The organism is Crossiella sp. NPDC003009, assembly GCF_053591555.1.
In genome coordinates, this window is record NZ_JBSFUA010000012.1 from 26,476 (window position 1) to 45,133 (window position 18,658).

Consider the following 18,658-nt stretch of genomic DNA (forward strand, 5'->3'; position numbering starts at 1 on the left):
TATAGTCATACGTACAACGCCACGACTGGGGGATCGCACATGGCTGACCGGCTTCCTGTCACCGTGTACGCGGCGGCGGAGAACCTGTTGTGGCACACCAGATCCGCGCTGATGGGCGAGGCCAGGATCCGGCCGCGCTGGCTCGATGGCGGGGCCCGGTTCTGGTACCGGGTCGACGGGCGGTTCGTGCTCGTCGACCCGGTGGCCGGCACCAGCGAACCGGCCTTCGACCACGCCCGGCTGGCGGCGGCGCTCGCCGAGGCGGCCGGGCGGCGGGTTGACGCCGGGGAGCTGCCGTTCCGGGCGATCGAGCCGGGCGCGGGCACGGTGGCGTTCGCGGCCTTCGGCCAGCGCTGGCGCTGCGACCTGGGGGACTACACCTGCCTGCCCGAACCCGCCCCGGCGCTCGGGGCGGCGGCCGAACCCGCGACCGCCGCCGACACCGGGGCCGCTACCGACACCGAGGCCGCCGCCGAGCCCGGAGCCGCCGCCGAGCCCGCGGTGCCGTCGCCGGACGGCAAGCTCGCCGTGTTCCGGCGTGGGCACGACCTGTGGGCCCGGTCAGTGGCCGACGGCCGGGAGTGGCCGCTGACCACCGACGGGATGGCCGACTACGACTACGGCAGCGCCGGGTTCGGGCCCGGCACGCTGCTGGCCAGGTTCGGGGTGACCCCGCCGCCCACGGTGGCCTGGTCGCCGGACTCGGCCAGGGTGCTGACCAACCGGGTCGACGTGCGCGAGGTCCGGCAGACCCACCTGGTCCAGGCGATGCCTGCCGACGGCGGCGCGCCGCGGCTGTTCAGCCAGCGTTCCGCCTACCCGGGGGACGAGCACATCCCGATGGCCGAGCTGGTGGTGCTGGAGGTGGCCACCGGCGAGGTGATGCGGGGGCGGGGCGAGCCGCTGCCGATGCCGTTGATCTCGCCGGTGGCCTCCGGGGCGGCCTGGTGGGCGGCGGACGGGGCGGTCTACTACCTCAGCCAGCCGAGGGACCTGCGGGCCTTGGCACTGCACCGGCTCGACCCGGCGACCGGGGCGGTGCAGACCGTGGTCAGCGAGACGGGGGAGACCCGGGTGCAGGTCGCGCCGCTGCCCTTCGACCCGCCGCTGGTCCGGCTGGTCCGGGACGGAGCGGAGCTGCTCTGGTACTCCGAGCGGGATGGCAGGGGACACCTGTACCGCTACGACCGGGCCGGCCGGTTGCTGGGCCGGGTGACCTCGGGGGACTGGGAGGTGCGGCGGATCCTGCACGTCGACGAGGACGCCGCGGTGGTGTACTTCTTCGCCGCGGGGCTCATCGAGGCCGATCCGTACCGGCGGTCGGTGTGCCGGGCCGGGCTGGACGGGACCGGGTTCGCCCTGGTCACCGAGGACGAGCTGGACCACGTGGTCACCGTGCCCGAGCACGGCGGCTACTTCCTCGACTCGGCCTCCACGGTGGAGCTGCCGCCGGTGGCCACCGTGCGGGACTGGTCCGGGCGGGTGCTCGTCGAGCTGGAGCGGGGCGACACCGCCTCGTCCTGGGCGGCCGGGTGGACGCCGCCGGAGCGGTTCCGGACCACGGCCGCGGACGGGCACACCCCGATCTACGGCGTGCTGTACCGGCCGCGTGACTTCGATCCGGCCAAGCGGTACCCGGTGATCGACAGCGTGTACCCGGGGCCGCAGGTCACCAGGGTCGAGCCGTCCTTCGGGCCGATGGGCCTGGACATGCACGTGGCCTCGCTGACCGCGCTCGGCTTTGTGGTGGTCGCGGTGGACGGGCGGGGCACCCCGGGCCGGGGCCGGGCTTTCCACGACCACTCCTACGGCAGGCTCGGCGACGCGGGCGGGCTGGCCGACCACCTGGCCGCGATCCGCGAGCTGGCGGCGACCCGGCCGTGGCTGGACCTGGACCGGGTCGGGGTCTGCGGCATCTCCGGCGGCGGGTACGCCACGGTCCGGGCGATGTGCGCGCACCCCGAGTTCTACCGGGCCGGGGTGGCGATCAACGGCATGCAGGACAACCGCTACTACACGCAGGTCTGGGGCGAGACCTTCGACGGGCCCTACGACGAGCAGACCTACGCCCGCAGCTCAAACGTGGAGCTCGCCGGCCGGCTGACCGGCGAGCTGCTGCTGATCCACGGCGGTTCCGACGACAACGTGCACCCGCACCACACCCTGCGCCTGGTCGACCGGCTGATCGCCGAGGACAAGGACTTCGAGCTGGTGATCGTGCCGGGCGCCGAGCACATGTTCCTCGGCTACGAGCACTACCTGGCCCGGCGGCTGTGGGACCACTTCGTCCGGCACCTGCTCGGCCGCCGGCCACCGGCCGGTTACCGCCTGAAGCCGGCGCCGCTGGACCTGGAGACGCTGGCCGAGCAGTTCAGCTGACCAAGCGCATCAAGCACACGGGAGAGGGGATCGAGATGACCCAGGCAGTCGCGCCGCCGCTGGGCGAGCACGTGCGGGTGGGCGAGCGGACGCTGTACACGCACCGGTCCGGCCAAGGCGGTCCGCCGGTGGTGTTCCTGCCCGGCGCGAGCATGGTCGGCCTGCACTACCTCAACATCCACGACCGGATCGCCGAGCACACCACCAGCGTGCTCTACGACCGGGCGGGCACCGGCTACAGCGAGCGGATCCCGTTGCCGCGCAGCGCGGCCGAGGTCGCCGACGAGCTGCGCGGGCTGTTGTGGGCCACCGACGTGCGCGGGCCGTACGTGCTGGTCGCGCACTCCCTCGGCGGGGTCTACGCCCGCCGGTTCGCCCAGCGCTACCCGGACCAGGTGGCCGCGCTGGTGTCGCTGGAGGGCGCGCACGAGGACTGGGACGACTACATGCCGCCCGAGCTGCGTATCCAGCACGGGGCCGCGGACGCGCCCATGCCCGAGTTGCCCGCGGGGACCGTTCAGCGGTTCCGCGAGCTGATCACCGCGAAGCTGGCCGGCTGGCCCGAGGCGGTCCGCGAGCCGATGATCGAAGCGCAGCTGAGCCTGGACTGGATGCGGATCGGCGCGGCCGAGCGGTCCAACCTGGCAGCGGTGTTCGCCGAGCTGCGCCGCGGCGGGCCCATCCCGGACGTGCCGTACCTGCTGTTCACCGCCAACGGCATCGACCCCGGTCAGCGGCTGTTCCTGTCCGAGGAGCTGCTGCGGGTGCAGGGCGAGCGCAAACTGGCGATGTACCAGGCGCTGGCCGCCGCCGCACCGCGCGGCGAGCACCGCGTCCTGGCCAAGGCCGGCCACAGCTGGCTGACCATGGACCAGCCGGAGGAGGTCGTCCAGGGCATCCTGGACGTCCTCAACCGGATCTAGCTGTCCACAAAGGACTCAGCGGCCACCGCGGCGGCTGCCTGCCCTGCTGCGCGAGGAGAACGTCGCCGCGCTCCCAGTAGGTGCGGGCGGCCGCGCGGCGGTGTCGGCTTCCTTGCCGGCTCGCGTGCGCGGTTTGGCCGCCGCACCGGAGCGCTGGCCGGAACCACCGCGCCGGGAACCGCCACGCTCGGCACCGGTGCGCTCACCGGAAACCCCGCGCTCACCGGAACCGGCGCGCGAACCCGAGCCACCGCGGCCGGCGCCGGCACGCTGGCCGGAACCGTTGCGGCGCCCGGGGTTCCGCGCCGTGTCGGCGACCGCGGACGGCACCGGTGGCGTGACGTAGCTGCGCTCGCCGACGGCCAGCTCAGCCAGCAGCGAATGCTCCGGCGTCACGTGGGTCAGCCGCGGCTTGATGCCGGCCTTGCGGGTCAGGTCGCGCACGTCGGCGGCCTGGTCGGCGGTCATCAGCGTGACCACCGTGCCCGCGGCGCCCGCGCGGGCGGTGCGGCCCGAGCGGTGCAGGTATGCCTTGTGCTCCATGGGCGGATCGGCGTGCACGACCAGCGTGACGTCGTCCACGTGGATGCCGCGGGCGGCGATGTCGGTGGCCACCAGCGTGCGCACCCGGCCCTCGGCGAAAGCGCCCAGGTTGCGGGTGCGGGCGGACTGACCCAGGTTGCCGTGCAGCTCGACCGCGGGCACGCCCGAGGCGATGAGCTGCTTGGTCAGCTTGGTCGCCCCGCGCTTGGTGCGGGTGAACACCACGGTGCGGCCGGGAGCCGCGGTCAGGTCGGCCAGCACCGGCAGCCGGTGCTCGGCGCGGACCTGCAGCACGTGGTGGGTCATCGCGTCCACCGGCGACTGCGCCGAGTCGACGCTGTGCGTGACCGGGTTGCTGAGGTAGCGGCGGACCAGGGTGTCCACCCCGCTGTCCAGCGTGGCCGAGAACAGCAGCCGCTGGCCGCCCTTGGGCGTGGTGTCCAGCAGCTTGCGCACCACCGGCAGGAAGCCGAGGTCGGCCATGTGGTCGGCCTCGTCCAGCACGGTGACCTCCACCGCGTCCAGGTTGGCGTGGCCCTCGCCCATGTGGTCGGCGAGCCTGCCGGGGCAGGCCACCAGGATGTCCACGCCGGTGCGCAGCGCGTTGATCTGCGGGCGCGCGGCCACCCCGCCGAAGACGGTCAGCGTGCGCAGCCGCAACGCCTTGGCCAGCGGGGCGAGGGACTCGGTGATCTGACCCGCGAGCTCGCGGGTCGGCGCGAGGATGAGCGCGCGCGGCCTGCCCGGCCGCCGGGGCGTGCCGCTGGCGGCCAGCCTGGACAGCACCGGCAGCAGGAAGGCGTAGGTCTTGCCGGAGCCGGTGCGGCCACGGCCGAGCACGTCCCGCCCGGCCAGCGAGTCCGGCAGGGTCGCCGTCTGGATGGGGAACGGGGTGCTGATGCCCTGGTCCGCGAGCACCGCGGTGAGGGCCTGGGGAACGCCGAGCTCGGCGAAGGAAAGCGTGGTGTTGGGGCGGCGGGCCGCCATGCAGTCTCCGAACGTCTGAGGGGTCGTCCTGCCCGGCGCGGATGATCCGCAGCGCAAAGGTGGATCGACCTAGAGGGCAGCCCGAGGCAGAACTGAGCGGGCCGCGTCTCCAGTGTAGCTGAGTCCACTGATCTGGTCAGATGGAAATGACCACCTTTCCGAGCGGATGGCCCTCGTGCACGTGCCGGATCGCCTTCGCCGCCTCGGCCAGCGGAAACACCCGGTCGAGCACTGGTGTGAGCTTCCCCTCCCCGGCCAGTCCGCCCAGGAACGCGAAGTCCGCCCCGCGCTCGCTGCTGAACAGCCCGCGCAGGCGCTGGCCGATCAGCGGCGACAGCAGCGCCGCCCGCAGCACCCGGTCAGTGCCCCCGAACCAGCGCCCGGCCCCCTCCCCGCCGACGATCACCAGCGTGCCGCCCGGCGTCAGCGCCCGCCGCAGCTGGGCCAGCGGCCGACGGCCCGCGGTGTCCAGGACCAGGTCGTACCGGGTGCCGTCCACGAAATCGGCCTTGCTCCGGTCCACCACCCGATCCGCGCCGAGCGAGCGCACCAGCTCCGTCCGGCTCGGCCCGCACACCCCGGTCACCCGCGCGCCGAACTCCTTGGCCAGCTGCACCGCGAAGCTGCCCACACCCCCGCCGGCCCCGGTGACCAACACCTGCTGCCCCGCCCGCACCTGCCCGAGGTCCCGCAACCCCTGCAACGCGGTCCCACCGGAGATGGGCATCGCCGCCGCCTGCTCGAAGCTGAGGTTCGCCGGTTTGACCGCCAGCTGATCTGCCCTGGCACACGTGTACTCGGCGAAGGACCCGGCGCCGGTCCCGAACACCGCGTCCCCGGCCCGGAACCCGGTCACCCCGGCCCCGACCGACTCCACCACCCCCGCCACATCCCGCCCGCGCACCGCCACCTTCGGCCTGCGCAGGCCGAACCCGGCCAGCCGCACCAGGTACGGCAACCCGGTCATCAGGTGCCACACATCCGGCCCCACCCCGGCCGCGCGCACCCGCAGCAACACCTCGCCCGCACCCGGCTCCGGAGTGGGAATGTCCTTGAGCGCCAACACATCCGTCGAGCCGTACCGGTCCTGAGTGATCGCCTTCACGGCCGCTCCTCCGCATCTCCCGGGTACTGGAAAACCTGCTCGAGCGGCACGTTGAACACCCGTGCGATCTGGAACGCCATCTCCAACGATGGCGAGTACCGCCCAGCCTCGATGGCGATGACCGTCTGCCGCGTCACCCCGATCCGCTCGGCCAGCTCCGCCTGCGTCAGCTGCCCGTGCTCGAACCGCAGCGCCCGGATCGAGTTGGTCACCCTGGTCGGCTTCACCACGGCTGGAACCCCCGCCGGTACGCGACCACCTTGGCCGTCGAGCCGAGCACCGCGGAGAGCACGAACGCCAGGTAGATCGCGTTGGCGATCCAGAAGTGCGCCGCCCCCGCCAGCGCCAGCCCCAGCGCGCCCACCCCGCCGAGAACCACGAACGACTGCCCGACGTGCTCCCCGAACCGCCCGATCTCCCGGTCCCGCTGGTCCACCCGGCCGTCCGCCCCCGGCGTCAGGACCGAGGCCACGATGTGCAGCACCATCCCCGCCACGATCCCGCCGCCGATCGTCCACAACATCGTGGGCACGTAGGGCGCCGCCCTGCCGAACACGAGCACGAGATAGGTGCCGTAGCCGCAGATCGCGACCACCAGCAAGATCCACGCCCGCTTCTCTTCAATCGCCATGCCAGCCCCCATGTAAAGAAAACTTGACATGGGCCAATGTAAAGAAGACTCGACACGATGTCAAACATTCTTGACCTAGGCTGGTTGACCGGAACCGGTGCCGGGCGGCTCGACGGCCGAGTACGGTGCACCGATGGCCGAGGACCAGGCGACCGGCCAGTGCCCGTGCTCCGGCTGGCCGGCGAACTGGCCGCGCCACCAAGGACATAACCGCCCTCGACGACGTCCCGGTCACCGAGCTGGTGGCCAGGCTGACGTCGTTCGCGGACTTCCGGCAGCTGTGCGCCGCCACCAACCTGGGGACCTCGCCCGAGCTGAGCCACCCGGTGCACATCGCCAGGGCCGAAGCCGAGCACGCGGAGCTGACCGCGCTGCCGCCCAGCCCTTCAACGCGCCTATCTCGTCATCGGAGAGTGACGGTGCGGACAGCTTGGGGTCCGGCATACCGAACCCCAAGCCACCGCGCGAACCAACGGCTCAGGGCACTAGCCCACGTAGTGCAGGCAGAACGGCACCGGCCGCGGCCACATGATGTTGACCCGGGTGAGGATCGCGTTGTTGACGACGGTCACGTTCTCCACCATCATCCGCGCCTCGCCGAGTCCTTCGGCGTTGAGGTAGCCCTCACTGATGGACACCGCGACCGGCTGGCTGGCCGACACCGGTGCGCCGTGCCAGGTGATCGGGCGCACGCCGTTCGCCGCGTCGTAGCAGATGGTCCGGGTGAACCGCTCCGCCTGCGGCCCGGCAGTGGCCACCGCCGTCAGGGCCGCGCTGCCGAGGCCGACCACCAGCAACGCGGTGACGGCTCGTTTCGAGATGCTCACGGGAATCCCCTTTCATTCGGGTCCGGCTGACCCGGATCCACGGTGTCCTGCCGCCGGCGAGGCTGGTATCCCGGAACTTGGGTGCGTAACACCGGGACTCGAGGGCGGACGAACGGGCAGCCCGGTGCCACGGCGGTCGATGTCGGCGACACTCGAGGTCATGACACCGTGGGGGGAGCGGCTGCGGGCGGAGCTTGTGGCTGTGGCCGGGCAATGCCTGGACGTGCGCGAGCTGGGCGCGCTCGTCTCGGCCGCCCTCGCGCCCTGGTTGCCGCACAACGGGGTGCGGCTGGTCGCCGGGGCCCCGGCGTGCGGGCCGACGCTGGGCTCGTTCAGCTTCTGGCACGGCTATCCGCCGCCGTTCATGCAGGCGCTGTGGGCGCAGGCGCTGTGGCACCACGCGGACGAGAGGTTGCTGGCCCGGCACGGGATGGCCGAGGCGCGGGTACGGCTGCGGGACGCCCGCGGGGTGTGGGGTGTGCTGGGGTTGTTGCGCGGCTGGCCGTTCACGACGGCGGAGCTGCGGTGGCTGGCCGGTCTGGGCGAGGAGCTGCCGGAGGTGCTGCGCGCCTACGTGCGCGCGGGCCCCCTGGTGGCAGAGGTGCCCGCACCCGCGGCGGGCGTGCTGGTGCTGGGCGAGAACCACCGGGTACGCGCGGCGACCGGGCAGGCGCTGCTCTGGCGGGAACAGCTGCGCGCCAGCTGGCCGACCACCTCACCGGTCGCGGAGTCCTTCCTCGCGGACATGTCCCGCCTTGCACACCGCAGCGCGTCGACGGTGGTGGCCCACGCGCCCTCGGCCAGCCACGGGCGGTGGGTGGTGTTCGAGGGGCAGCGGCTGGGGCCAGGTGAGGTGGCGGTGACGGTGCGGGCCGCGTCGGGCACCCAGCTACTACCGGTGTTCTGCGACTGGTACGGGATCACGGCCCGGGAACGCGAAGTGCTGGCCGACCTCTACGACGGGGCCATGCCCAAGCACATCGCCCGGTGGCGCGGGCTGTCCGTGCACACGGTGTACGACCACGTGAAAGCGTTGTGCCGCAAGACCGGGGCCGACGGGCGCGCCGAGCTGGTCAAGGCGATCGCGGGCTAGCCTGAGTTTCCGCGGACCACCTCCGCAGCTGGCGCGAACCTGGTCACACTCGTCCAAGCCGCGGCCGGCGCCGAAGGCCACGATACGAGCGGCTCGTGTCACAGGCCGTGTCACGCAGACCGGACTGTGATCTTGCTGGCCAGCGTTTCCGCTGGTGAGAGATGGTGGCCCCGGCAGGATTCGAACCTGCGACACCCGCTTTAGGAGAGCGGTGCTCTATCCCCTGAGCTACGAGGCCGGGACAAGCACCGTCAGCCTAGCGGGTGCGCGGCTGCTTGTCCTCGGCGGCACGGGCCTTGCCCGGAGGGGGTGGTGGAGATCGCACCCACGTTCCCCTCCGGGCGGCCTGGGCTCAGCCCTTGGCGAGCTGGGCGTTGATCCAGTTCTTCAGGTCGCGCTCGGCGTTGGCGCCGCCGTAGCCGATCCTGCGGGAGTCGGGCAGGTCCGCGGCGTTGCGGATGCCCTGGAGGGTGGGCAGGTACTTGACGTTGTGCTTGGTCAGGATCGCCTTGGACTCATCCGCGTCGACCTCGGCCAGCAGCCACTTGCCACCGCTCTCCCTGGCCATCTTCTCGATGACCGGCTTCATCTTCTGGCACGGCGGACACCAGGTGGCGCCGAAGTCCATGATGACCAGCTTCTGCTTGGAGGTCTCCATGACCTGGTTGTAGTTGGCGTCGGTGACGTGGACGATGTTCTCCTCCGCGCGGACGCTGGAGGATTCCAGGCTGCTGGGCGCGGCGGAGGCGGTGCCGGCGAGGGCGGCCGTGGCCAGGGCGGCCGCGGCCAGCGCGGCGGCGAAACGGGTCTTGCGCATGGTGTTTCCTTTCGATCAATGGTGGGACATCAGGCGGGGAAGAGGTGCTTGTCCGCGGGGATGGTGGTGCTGTGGCTCCAGGCGTCCAGGAACTCCTTGAGGTCCATCTGCGCCTCGGCCTCCAGGTACAGCTCCAGGTCGTGCCAGCCCTGGTTCCAGCCCTGGTTTATGGTCGGGAAGTTCGACAGGACGGTGTTGAACGCGCGTTCGCCGATCTTGCGGCGCAGGGCGTGCGTGAACAGCGCGCCCTTGTCGTAGATCGCGCTGAACTCCTTGCCCTTGCCCGGATCGGCCAGCTTGCGGGCCCAGAAGGCGGCGTTGCCGCGCACCGCGTCCACGGCCTTGCGGTACTCGGCGTCGAGGTCCTTGCCCTCCTTGGCCTCGGCCCACATCCAGCCCAGGTAGTTGGCGAAGCACTCGTGTGTGCAGGTGTCCGACCAGTTCTCCACCGACATCGACGCGCCCCACCACTGCGCGGCCAAAGTGCGCACCAGCGCCTTCAGGTCGGCGTTGCGGCCCAGCACCGGTCGGGTCTGCGCGCCGACCTGGTAGGGCTGGCTGTCGGCCAGGTGAATGGTGCCGACGGTGCCGAAGTGGTAGTCGCCGAGCTTGGAGTTCAGGAACCTCAGCACCTCGGGCAGCTTGTCCGCCAACGGTTTCCCGTTGCTGCCGGGGGCGAACGCGGAGAGCACCGACGTGCTGTCCACAGTGGACTCCTGGAAGGTGTACCTGTCGATGCCCAGCGCGATCAGGTGCGGGGCCACCGGGTCGGCGGTCCAGGTGGTGGTGGTCCGGCCGTTGTGGGTGACCGGCTTGGACCTGGTGCCATTGGCCACGCTCTGCCAGCCCTCGGGCACCGAGGTGGTGATGCTGAGCTCGGCCTTGTCCATCGGGGTGTCGTTGACCGGGAACCAGGTGCTCGCCGAGTGCGGGGCGCCCGCGGCGATCACGCCGCCGGAAGGGGTGCCGCGCCAGCCGCCGAGGCCGGTGACCGGGTGCCGGACCGGCCCTGGGCGGCCGCAGTAGCTGACCTCTACGGTGATCTCGGCGTCCTTGGCCAGCGGCGCGGCCGGGGTGATCACCAGCTCGTGCTCGCCGGTGCGGGTGAACTTGGCCGCCTGGCCGTTGACCTTCACCGAGCGGACGGTCAGGCCGCGCAGGTCCAGGTTGAACTGGCTGAGCTCCTGGGTGGTCTTCGCGGTGATCTTCGCGGTGGCGTCCAGCAGCTTGCTGCCCGGGTTGTAGGACAGGTTCAGGTCGTACTTGCTGACGTCGTAGCCGCCGTTGCCGTCGGTGGGGTAGTACGGGTCGCCGACGCCGTCCTTGCCGGGTTCCGGCGCGGCCAGCGCGGTGCCCGCGCCCAGGGCCAGGGTGGTGGCCACCGCGCCGAGCGCGAGTCCGATCTTGCGCATCAGGCCACCGCCTTCTCAGTCGCCAGGCCGGCTCCGGCCCAGTCCTCGATGCCCTCGCGGTACTTGCGCACGTTGGTGTAGCCGAGCTGGCGCAGGCGCTGGCCGACGAACTCGCTGTTGCGGCAGGGCACGTTCGCGCAGTAGACGACCACCGCGACGTCCTTGTCCGGCAACACCTTCGGCGCGTACTCGTCGGTGAAGTCGGCGGCCTGCTCGTACGGGAAGCCGGGGATGTTCACCGCGCCGGGCAGGTGCTCCCGCTCGTAGTAGGCGACCGGCATGGTGTCGACCACGACGACCTTGCCCTGCGCCAACTCCGCTTCCAGCTCAGTGCGGGTGATGAGAGGCAACACGGTGCTCTTCCTCCTTTGTGGACGGTGCGGTGGGTGCGGCGGTCGGCGTGCTGCCGATCCCGCGGGTGAGACCGAAGCGGCCCAGCAGCAGGTAGCCGAGGAAAGCCGCCAGCACCGAGGTCAGAGTGGGAATGCCGAAGGGCAGGAAGGCGCCCGCCACCGCGCCGAACACCCAGCAGGCCACTGCGGCCGGCACCCAGGTGGGCGCGGTGGCGGGCAGTTCACCCCTGGCGCGGGACTCCTCCAGGACCGGACGCCAGGAGCGGACCAGGAAGTACTCGGCGATGATGATTCCGGCGATCGGCGGGCTGATCACCCCGATCCAGGTCAGGAACCCCTGGAACTGCCCGAGAATCCCCAGTGCGGAGAGCACCGAGCCGAGCAGGCCGAGACCCAGGGTGGCCGCGATCCGGTTGGTGCGCTTGCCCAGCAGCACGTCGATGGTGTTCACCAGGCCGAGCGAGGCGCAGTACAGGTTCCAGTCGTTGACCTTGAGGATGGCCGCGACCAGGATCAGCGTGCCGAGGAAGCCGGAGGACGAGGTGATGATGTTGACCACGTCCGAGGTCTTGGCCGCGTGCGCCAGCAGCACCCCGATCAGCCCGATCACGAACTCGCCCAGGGTCACGCTGAGCACGGTCTGCTTGACCACGTCACCGGTGCTGCGGTTGAACCTGGTCAGGTCCGGGGTCATGATCGCGCCCATGATGAACGCGCCGGAGACCAGCGTGGTCCCCGCGGCCAGCGACAGCGCCGGTCCGGGCGGCGCCGAGCTCATCAGCTCGCTCAGCGAGTGCATCCGCAGCCCGTCCCAGATCGCGTAGCCGCTGAGCAGCAGGAACGCCGGCACGGTCAGGTAGGCGGTCCAGGCCATGCCGTGGATGCCGAAGACCACGATGCCGGTCACCAGCATGCCGCCGATCAGCGACCAGGCCCACAGCGGCGGCCCGCCGAGCAGGTTGCTCAGGCCCTGCGCGAACGCGCCGTTCTGCACGCCGAACCAGCCAGCCAGGCTGATCGTCATCAGCAGCCCGACCAGTGCCGAGCCGCGGTGACCGAAGCCGGACCAGCGGGTCAGCACCGAGGTGGACAGGCCCTCCCGCATGCCGGCCACGCCGAGCAGGACGGTGATCACCTCCATGATCGCCGCACCCAGGGTGATCGCCAGCACCGCGTTCCAGAACGTCATGCCGAAACCGAGCACGGCACCCAGTAGGAACTGGTGGAAAGAGGCAATCTGGCCAAATCGCTGCACCGCGATGGAAAACCACGGGCGGCGGGCTGACTCCGGGACCCGGGAGAGGGAGAAGTCATCGCGGCCCACCGCGTTCGCTGTTCCGCTCATAACCGAAGTCTGTGCACTGGCCCATTCGATTGCACCCCCTCTTCTGGGGGGTGGTTTTCGAGGTGACTTGAACTGAATTTCAGCCGTTCACAACGCGTTGACGTGCGGGTTTGCCTAGACGTACGAAGAGGTTGAGCACGTCGGTGAAACTCAAACGAGCGGAGTCTGTGATGTACGCTGTGCGCCCACTGGTGGAAAGCTGTCCGGCTTCGGTGATCGAGGCCGAGCACGCCTGTATCGGTATCAGTCCGTTTAACGGATATTTCACTCCGGAACGTATCAGCGAACTTGCCGCATGGGCAGTGCGCACTTTCCCCAGTTGTCACTTTTTCGTGCCCGACGGGCCATCGGTGTACACCCTGGAAGCCCTCGGCTACTCCCCGAGCAAGGCGCGCTCCAAGGCGCGGCGGCAGGGCTGCTACGTCTACAACAAGATCCACCGGGCGCTGGCCGAGCTCGGCGTGCCGGACCCCGGCGCGCTGATCCTGGACTCGGCCGCCCTCGACCACAACCCGGACTACCAGCAGCTCTTAGCCCACGGCGAGCAGCTCTACCGGACCGACGAGGGCTTCCGCGCGGACTGCCTCTCGGCCAGCCACTGGGTGCTCGACCGCAAGTTGCCGGACGGCGTGCGGCCGAACCCCGAGCAGCTGGCCAAGGCGGTGCGCTACTTCCTCGCCGAGCTACCGCTGTTCGCCTCGACCACCAGCATCGTCGGCCGCCGCGGCTCGGTGTTCGTCTACCACCAGCGGGTGGCCTTCCTGGAACGCTTCTACCGGCGTGAGCTGAGCTGGAAACCCGCTGCGGGACAAGGGTTCCTGGTGGTCACCCCGGCCGACGAGCTGGTCAGCGCCACATCCAGCTGATGCCGTGACCACCGGGACCCAGATCGAAGCCGACCAGCTGCGCCTCGTTGCGAGCGCTCAGGCGCAGCTCGGTCGCCTCCCGCTGCCCGTCCCGCCCCGCCGGGTGCGCGGCGGCGCGGTGCACCCGCCACACCTTGGCCGGGGTGGCCCGCGGGTCGAAGGCCACGGTCAGCCGGTACTCCCGGCAGCCCAGCAGGAACCGCCGCTCGCAGCTGGTCACCAGCGCCTCCTCCGGCCGGTAGCCCAGCTCGTAGTCGGCCAGCACGGTCTCGGTCTGCCGCAGCGGGCGGTCGAAGCGCAGCTCGGCGAGCACCCCGCCGCCGTCCGGATCGGTGTGCATCCGGCCCAGCCGGCAGGACTCGCTCTGCCATCGATTGGGCAGCGCGCCCGCCGGTGCGGCCAGCCGGACCAGGTGCCGGTCCACCCCGTCCACCATGGCCTGCAGCACCGCGCGCACCCGCATCGCGCGCACCGCCCGGTCCGGCCCGATGGTCCAGTGCTCGTGCACGCTCAGCGGCACGATCGCGTCGGCGGGGTGCGGCAGCCGCCGGGGGGCGATCGGCGCGCCGCGACGGCCGCGCAGCACCAGCGGGTGCGCGGGCGCGGGCGGTTCTTCCGCCGGGCGGTCGAGCAGGGCCAGCAGCGACCGGGGTGGCAGCTCCAGCACCTCCTCCAGCTCGCGCACCACGCGCAGCGAGGCGTGCCGGTGCGGGCGGCTCTGCCCGCGCTGCCAGTAGCTCAGGCTGGCCAGGCTCACCCGGTGGCCCCGGTCGGCCAGCCGGACCTGGATCCGTTGCAGGGTCAGGCCGCTGGCCTGGATGCCCAGGTACAGCGCGTGGTGGAACGGGCCGGAGCGCAGTGCCGCACCCAGCTCGTCGGGCACTGTCGCCGCTGTCATGCCTACCCCCGTTCGCTGCCTGCACGATGTGGGCCATTGTTGAAAACTGGTGTCGAGACCAGCACCCCACCATGGGTGTGTCGATTTCACAATATTTTCAGTTTCAGTCTCTATTCAGTTGGCCCTGTTGGGCTTTTGTGCTCGCACTGGCGGTCACTTCCAGCACCAGCGCATCCCGTAATAGCCAGGTGGCAGGTCGAAGTCGATGAAATGGGCAACAAAGTTGCCGTCAACCTGAATGTCGCCGACGTCGATGGTCGGCGAACTGTTGTCCGGCCGGAACACCCGCCACACCCTGGCCGGCGGGTCGCCTGCGGGGAAGCGCACGGTCAGGCAGTAGGTCTGGCACCCGGCCCGGAACCCGCCGCCCCAGGCCAGGCAGGTCTGGCCGCTGCCGGTGAACTCGAACACCGTGTCCACCAGCAGGTTCTCCCCGCGCCGCAGCGGGTGCGGGAAGCGCGCCTCCACCGCCATCACGCCGGAGTCGTGGTCGGTGGCCACCCGGCCCAGCCTGGTGCCCTCGCTGCGCCAGCGCACCGGCAGCTCGCCCGGCTCGCAGGCCGCGATCACCGTGTCCCGGTCCACCCCGTCGATGCGGGCCTGCCGCAGGATCTGCAAGTCCAGCCGCTCGATGCCCCGTCGCGGGGCCAGCACCAGGTGCTCGTGCACGCTCTGCGCGGTCAGTTGGCCGTCGAACGGGTTGTTCAGCTCCACCAACAGCTTCTGCACCGCCTCGGCGTTCGCGCACACCTGCCGGGGCGTCACCGAGTACCAGGCCCGCTCCGGCGCCGGTTCCCGCCTGGCCGGGCTGAGCAGGTCGCGCAGCGCGCCGCGGGGCAGCTCCAGCACCTCTTCCAGCGCCAGCACCAGCTCGGCTGACCTGGGGCGGCTGCGGCCGCGCTGCCAGTAGCTCAGCGTGGCCAGGCCCACCGCCACCCCGCGCTCGGCCATCCTGGCCCTGATCCGGGCCAGGGTCAGGCCGCTGGCCTGGATGGCCAGGCGCAGCGCGTGCTCGAACGGACCGGTGCGCAGTGCCTCATGCAGACCGCCGGCCACCATCTCGGATTTCCGCACACCACCGATAGTGGCAGACGCCGGCTTTCCGGAACATTTCTGTTTTCAGTGTGCGTAAACTTCAATTTCGAATAAAGAGTAGCCGTAGCGGGTGGCCCGGCTGATCCCGGTGAGCCGGACGAAACGGGCCTGGGTGGCGGCGAACGGGATGTTGTCCTCGCCGCCGTCCCCGTCGGCCACCGCGGCCGCCTGCCGCCACCGCTGCCCGTCGGTGGAGACCTCGATCCGGTAGGCCTTGCCGTAGGCGGACTCCCAGCGCAGCACGGTCCGGCCGACCTGGCGCACCGAGCCGAGGTCCACAGTGAGCGACTGCTCGTCGGACCAGTCACTGGCCCAGCGGGTGCGCCGGTCGCCGTCCACCGCCTTGCCGGGCGGCGAGGGGTACGCGCCGGTCTCCTGGCTGGACGCGCTGGCCGCCTTGGCCAGCGCCAGGTTGGTCACGTCCTCGCCCCTGCGCGCCGGGAACTCGACCACCTGCTGGTAGGTCGGCCGGTTCTGCCACTGCGTCTTGTCCTGGGTGATGCCGCCGGTGGGCCGGTGGATGATCTGGTCCCGGCAGAACTGGTCGCCCGGCTTGCAGTCGGCGTCGCCGGGGTAGGTGGTGGTGGCCGGGGTGTTCACCGCGGCGCGCAGCGAGTCCAGCAGCGCGGTGCGGCAGTCCGCGGCGTTGCCGTTGCCGCAGAAGGCGGTCGGCACCCAGGCCTGCACCGGATCGCCGAGCACCTTGCGCAGGTCCTTGTGCACGTAGCCGTACCAGCCGTACTGGAAGGCCGACCCGGTGTGGCCGGGCTGCTCGTCCACCCGCAGCGCGGCCAGAAAAGCCTTGTGCAGCGCGGGTTGCAGCCCCGGCTCGAACATGGCCTTGGCCAGCAGCGGGAACCAGGCGTCCAGCACCCTGATCGCCTCGCTGTGCAGGTAGACGAACTTGCCGCTGGCGCTGGGATCGCCGTCGGTGGTGCGATGCCCGCCCGCGCGCTGCCAGGCGCGCAGCTGCTCGATCGCGGTGGCCAGCGCGGGCTCGGTGACCGGGGCCCGGTCCAGCACCCGCAACAGCAGCGGCAGCACCTTGTCCGCGCGCAGGTCCACTGTGGACGCGTCGGCCATCGCCTTGGTCAGCTTGGCCCTGGTGAACTTCTCGCCGCGCTGCAACAGCGGCTTGATCCGGTCGTCCAGCGGCTGGGAGCGGTGCACCGGGCCGAAGCTGAAGTTGCCGTCCGCGGCCGAGTAGCCGGGAGCCTGCTTGTTGTTCCAGCTGGTCAGGTAGTCCTGGTTGACCACCTGCGGGTGCTGCTCGAACGGGGTGTAGCGGGCCAGGTTGTCGCCGGGCCGCCAGTCCTGCCACTCGTAGGCGGCGTCACCGCGCACCGGCAGGTTCGGGTCGTGGCCGGACTTGCGCACCGGGTTGAAGCCAGAGTTGAAGTAGGCGATGTCCTTGCTGTCGGCGTAGAACCAGTTGAAGCCGTAGCCGATCTGGTTGGCCGCGCGCTGGAAGTCCGCCGCCGAGCGGATCGCCTCCGGGTCGTTGAACAGCTGGAAGCCCAGGGTGGACTCCACCTCGCGCAGGTAGGTCGAGCGCAGCTTGGTGAAGGCCACCGGCTTGCCTGCCACCGTGCCGCGGTGGGAGATCAGGCCGAGCTTGGTGCGCTGGGCGACCAGGGTGTACGAGCCCGCCGGCGTGGCGTCGGCCAGGCTGGGCTTCCAGGCGTTCTTCTTGGTCAGCTCCTCGATCGGCAGGCACTCGCCGCGGAATCGGTAGTGCGCCGACTTCAGCGTGGGCGCGCCGCCGCCGGGCTCGCACAGCTCCACCGCGTAGGAGTCGGTGATGTCCTGGGCCGCGGTGGTCGCGCTCCACGCGTAGTCCTGGCCGCGGCCGAGCAGCACGTACAGGCCGAGCCCGGCGAAGGAGGCGCCCCTGGAGCTGATGCCCGGCGCCTGGATCTCCTGCACGGTCAGCAGCTGCGGGGCGAAGTAGCCGGTCTGCGGGCCGAACACGGCGACCGGGTGCCCGCTCTCGGTGTGCGCGCCGGAGACCAGCAGCGCGTTGGACATCCCGCGCTGGGCCGGGGGCACCGGGGCAAGCGCGTCCTTGCTGGCCGGTCCGACGGCATCGCGCACGATCGGCTGCGGCACCACCGAGCCGCGGTCCGGCAGGGTCACCCCGGCGGCGTCCGGATTGTCTGTGCCGTAAGGGAAAGAGGTGCCGTTGTGCACGGTCACCGGGGCTTCCGGGTCGTTCTGCGCGCGGAAGGCCCGCCACAACGCGTCGCCCTGTGCCTTGCCGTAACGCGCCCTCGCCTCCACCAGCGCGACCGCGGAGACCACTTCCTGGCCGCCACCCGCGCCGAAGATGCCGCCGACCAGCGAGGCGATCGCGCCGATGTCGGTGGGCTTCCAGGGTTCCGGCCCGCCCTCGTTGGTGATCGCGTCCGCCTTGCCGATGGCCACGTACTCGCCGGGGAAGTACCGGCCCGCCTTGCTCTGCGCGATGTAGAGGTTGATCCCGGCCACGTAGTCGAGCACGTCCTGCTTCATCTGCTTGCCGCGCGGCCCGAGCTGCTCCAGCCGGTCGAACTGGGCCTGCAGGTCGGCCTCGGTGTAGGGCGCGATGGACCACTGCTGCTGCTCGAACTCGCGGTTGCCGATCGCGCCACCGGCGAAGGAGGAGACCTCGCCGCGGCCGACGTGCCGGAGCACGTCCATCAGGAACAGCCGGTCCTGCGCGGAGGCGAAGCCGGAGCCGAACATCGCGCCGGCCCTGGTGCTGCCGGTGATGTGCGGGGTGCCGGTGGCCTTGTCCCGCACGATGGTCACGTCGGGGCGCGGTGAGCTGGTGCTGGCCACCTGGTCGGCGGGCACGCCGAAGGAGGCGTCGTTGAAGTAGGTGTTGAGCTGCTCGTCGGTCAGCCCGCTGTAGCCCCAGACCAGCTTCTCGTAGCGCGACTTCTGGTCGCTGGAATGCGGCGGCCGGATGCCGAGGGACTTGAACAGCAGCAGTTCGGCGAAGGTGGCGTTGCCGTTCTGGCCGGGTGGCAGGATGTCGTCGCACTGACTGATGCAATAGTCAGGAATTGGCGCGACAGCCCTGGTTTCCGTGGGCTGGGCAACGGCAGGGGGACTGCCTAGGAGTGCGGCGGTAGTCGCGGCAGTGAGCAGCAGAGTCAGCGGTCGTCGCATCGCCATCACTCCTCATGGGTTGTGATGGACGTTACGGGCGAGTAGCTTCTTGCGAAAGTGTTTCACGTTCGTGCGTTCGGATGATCCGGAATCGCGTGCGAGAGCGCTCTACTCACCGGTTCGGTGACTCTGCGTAGACGTCCGGTTCCCTAACTGGATGCTGCGCAAACGTCCCGAACGTGATGGGATAACCACAAAGTGACATGGATAGGCAATACTGCACGCCCACGC

16 protein-coding genes and 1 tRNA gene are annotated in these 18,658 nt (G+C 70.9%); 4 read left to right on the forward strand and 13 right to left on the reverse strand.

Annotation, left to right across the window (positions count from 1 at the left end):
• Nucleotides 1–39 precede the first annotated feature (39 nt).
• Both ACWDY5_RS15770 and ACWDY5_RS15775 read left to right on the forward strand, forming a co-directional pair.
• The gene (locus ACWDY5_RS15770; RefSeq protein WP_449722925.1) at nt 40–2,379 is read left to right on the forward strand and encodes a prolyl oligopeptidase family serine peptidase; all 2,340 of its coding nucleotides are present in this window, start codon (nt 40–42) and stop codon (nt 2,377–2,379) included.
• Between the two features lie 35 nt (nt 2,380–2,414).
• Nucleotides 2,415–3,302 (forward strand): alpha/beta fold hydrolase, encoded by an 888-nt coding sequence (locus ACWDY5_RS15775; RefSeq protein ID WP_449722926.1) that lies wholly within the window; start codon nt 2,415–2,417, stop codon nt 3,300–3,302.
• A 15-nt stretch (nt 3,303–3,317) separates the two neighbouring features.
• Here ACWDY5_RS15775 and ACWDY5_RS15780 read toward each other — a convergent pair whose 3' ends face one another.
• From ACWDY5_RS15780 to ACWDY5_RS15800, 5 genes are all read right to left on the reverse strand, one after another.
• On the reverse strand, nt 3,318–4,832 hold the full coding sequence (locus tag ACWDY5_RS15780; protein WP_449722927.1) for a DEAD/DEAH box helicase: 1,515 nt from the start codon (nt 4,830–4,832) through the stop codon (nt 3,318–3,320).
• A 136-nt stretch (nt 4,833–4,968) separates the two neighbouring features.
• Entirely contained in the window at nt 4,969–5,937 is a 969-nt protein-coding gene (locus tag ACWDY5_RS15785) for an NAD(P)-dependent alcohol dehydrogenase (RefSeq protein ID WP_449722928.1), read from the reverse strand.
• Entirely contained in the window at nt 5,934–6,167 is a 234-nt protein-coding gene (locus ACWDY5_RS15790; RefSeq protein ID WP_252482446.1) for a helix-turn-helix transcriptional regulator, read from the reverse strand. The genes ACWDY5_RS15785 and ACWDY5_RS15790 overlap by 4 nt, the downstream gene beginning before the upstream one ends.
• Nucleotides 6,161–6,568 carry a hypothetical protein gene (locus ACWDY5_RS15795; RefSeq protein WP_449722929.1) on the reverse strand — a complete coding sequence of 136 codons (408 nt, stop codon included), beginning with the start codon at nt 6,566–6,568 and terminating at the stop codon, nt 6,161–6,163. The genes ACWDY5_RS15790 and ACWDY5_RS15795 overlap by 7 nt, the downstream gene beginning before the upstream one ends.
• Before the next feature lie 485 nt (nt 6,569–7,053).
• Entirely contained in the window at nt 7,054–7,395 is a 342-nt protein-coding gene (locus tag ACWDY5_RS15800; RefSeq protein ID WP_449722930.1) for a hypothetical protein, read from the reverse strand.
• A gap of 160 nt (nt 7,396–7,555) precedes the next feature.
• On the opposite strand from ACWDY5_RS15800, the gene ACWDY5_RS15805 reads away from it, so the two are divergent.
• The gene (locus ACWDY5_RS15805) at nt 7,556–8,488 is read left to right on the forward strand and encodes a helix-turn-helix transcriptional regulator (protein ID WP_449722931.1); all 933 of its coding nucleotides are present in this window, start codon (nt 7,556–7,558) and stop codon (nt 8,486–8,488) included.
• A gap of 162 nt (nt 8,489–8,650) precedes the next feature.
• On the opposite strand, the gene ACWDY5_RS15810 is transcribed toward ACWDY5_RS15805, so the two are convergent.
• The 5 genes from ACWDY5_RS15810 to ACWDY5_RS15830 form a co-directional block, all read right to left on the reverse strand.
• Nucleotides 8,651–8,726 (reverse strand) — tRNA-Arg (locus ACWDY5_RS15810).
• Nucleotides 8,727–8,840: 114 nt separating this feature from the next.
• The gene (locus ACWDY5_RS15815) at nt 8,841–9,305 is read right to left on the reverse strand and encodes a thioredoxin family protein (RefSeq protein ID WP_449722932.1); all 465 of its coding nucleotides are present in this window, start codon (nt 9,303–9,305) and stop codon (nt 8,841–8,843) included.
• Between the two features lie 29 nt (nt 9,306–9,334).
• A complete protein-coding gene (locus ACWDY5_RS15820; protein WP_449722933.1) occupies nt 9,335–10,717 on the reverse strand; it encodes a M1 family metallopeptidase in 1,383 nt (460 codons plus the stop codon).
• Nucleotides 10,717–11,070: a rhodanese-like domain-containing protein gene (locus ACWDY5_RS15825; RefSeq protein WP_283662862.1), complete on the reverse strand. Its 354-nt coding sequence runs from the start codon at nt 11,068–11,070 to the stop codon at nt 10,717–10,719. Before ACWDY5_RS15825 ends, ACWDY5_RS15820 begins: the two co-directional genes overlap by 1 nt.
• Complete coding sequence (locus ACWDY5_RS15830) at nt 11,045–12,415, reverse strand: purine-cytosine permease family protein (protein WP_449722934.1); 1,371 nt, start codon at nt 12,413–12,415, stop codon at nt 11,045–11,047. Before ACWDY5_RS15830 ends, ACWDY5_RS15825 begins: the two co-directional genes overlap by 26 nt.
• A gap of 170 nt (nt 12,416–12,585) precedes the next feature.
• On the opposite strand from ACWDY5_RS15830, the gene ACWDY5_RS15835 reads away from it, so the two are divergent.
• Nucleotides 12,586–13,281, forward strand: coding sequence for a tRNA-dependent cyclodipeptide synthase (locus tag ACWDY5_RS15835; protein WP_449722935.1), 696 nt, complete (start codon nt 12,586–12,588; stop codon nt 13,279–13,281).
• Here the strand turns inward: ACWDY5_RS15835 and ACWDY5_RS15840 are convergent.
• The 3 genes from ACWDY5_RS15840 to ACWDY5_RS15850 all read right to left on the reverse strand — a co-directional run bounded on the left by ACWDY5_RS15840 (nt 13,262) and on the right by ACWDY5_RS15850 (nt 18,427).
• Nucleotides 13,262–14,179 carry a hypothetical protein gene (locus tag ACWDY5_RS15840; protein ID WP_449722936.1) on the reverse strand — a complete coding sequence of 306 codons (918 nt, stop codon included), beginning with the start codon at nt 14,177–14,179 and terminating at the stop codon, nt 13,262–13,264. The two genes, ACWDY5_RS15835 and ACWDY5_RS15840, sit on opposite strands and share 20 nt — an antisense overlap.
• 153 nt (nt 14,180–14,332) lie before the next feature.
• The gene (locus ACWDY5_RS15845) at nt 14,333–15,253 is read right to left on the reverse strand and encodes a hypothetical protein (protein ID WP_449722937.1); all 921 of its coding nucleotides are present in this window, start codon (nt 15,251–15,253) and stop codon (nt 14,333–14,335) included.
• Nucleotides 15,254–15,298: 45 nt separating this feature from the next.
• Nucleotides 15,299–18,427 (reverse strand): penicillin acylase family protein, encoded by a 3,129-nt coding sequence (locus tag ACWDY5_RS15850; RefSeq protein WP_449722938.1) that lies wholly within the window; start codon nt 18,425–18,427, stop codon nt 15,299–15,301.
• Between the last annotated feature and the right edge of the window lie 231 nt (nt 18,428–18,658).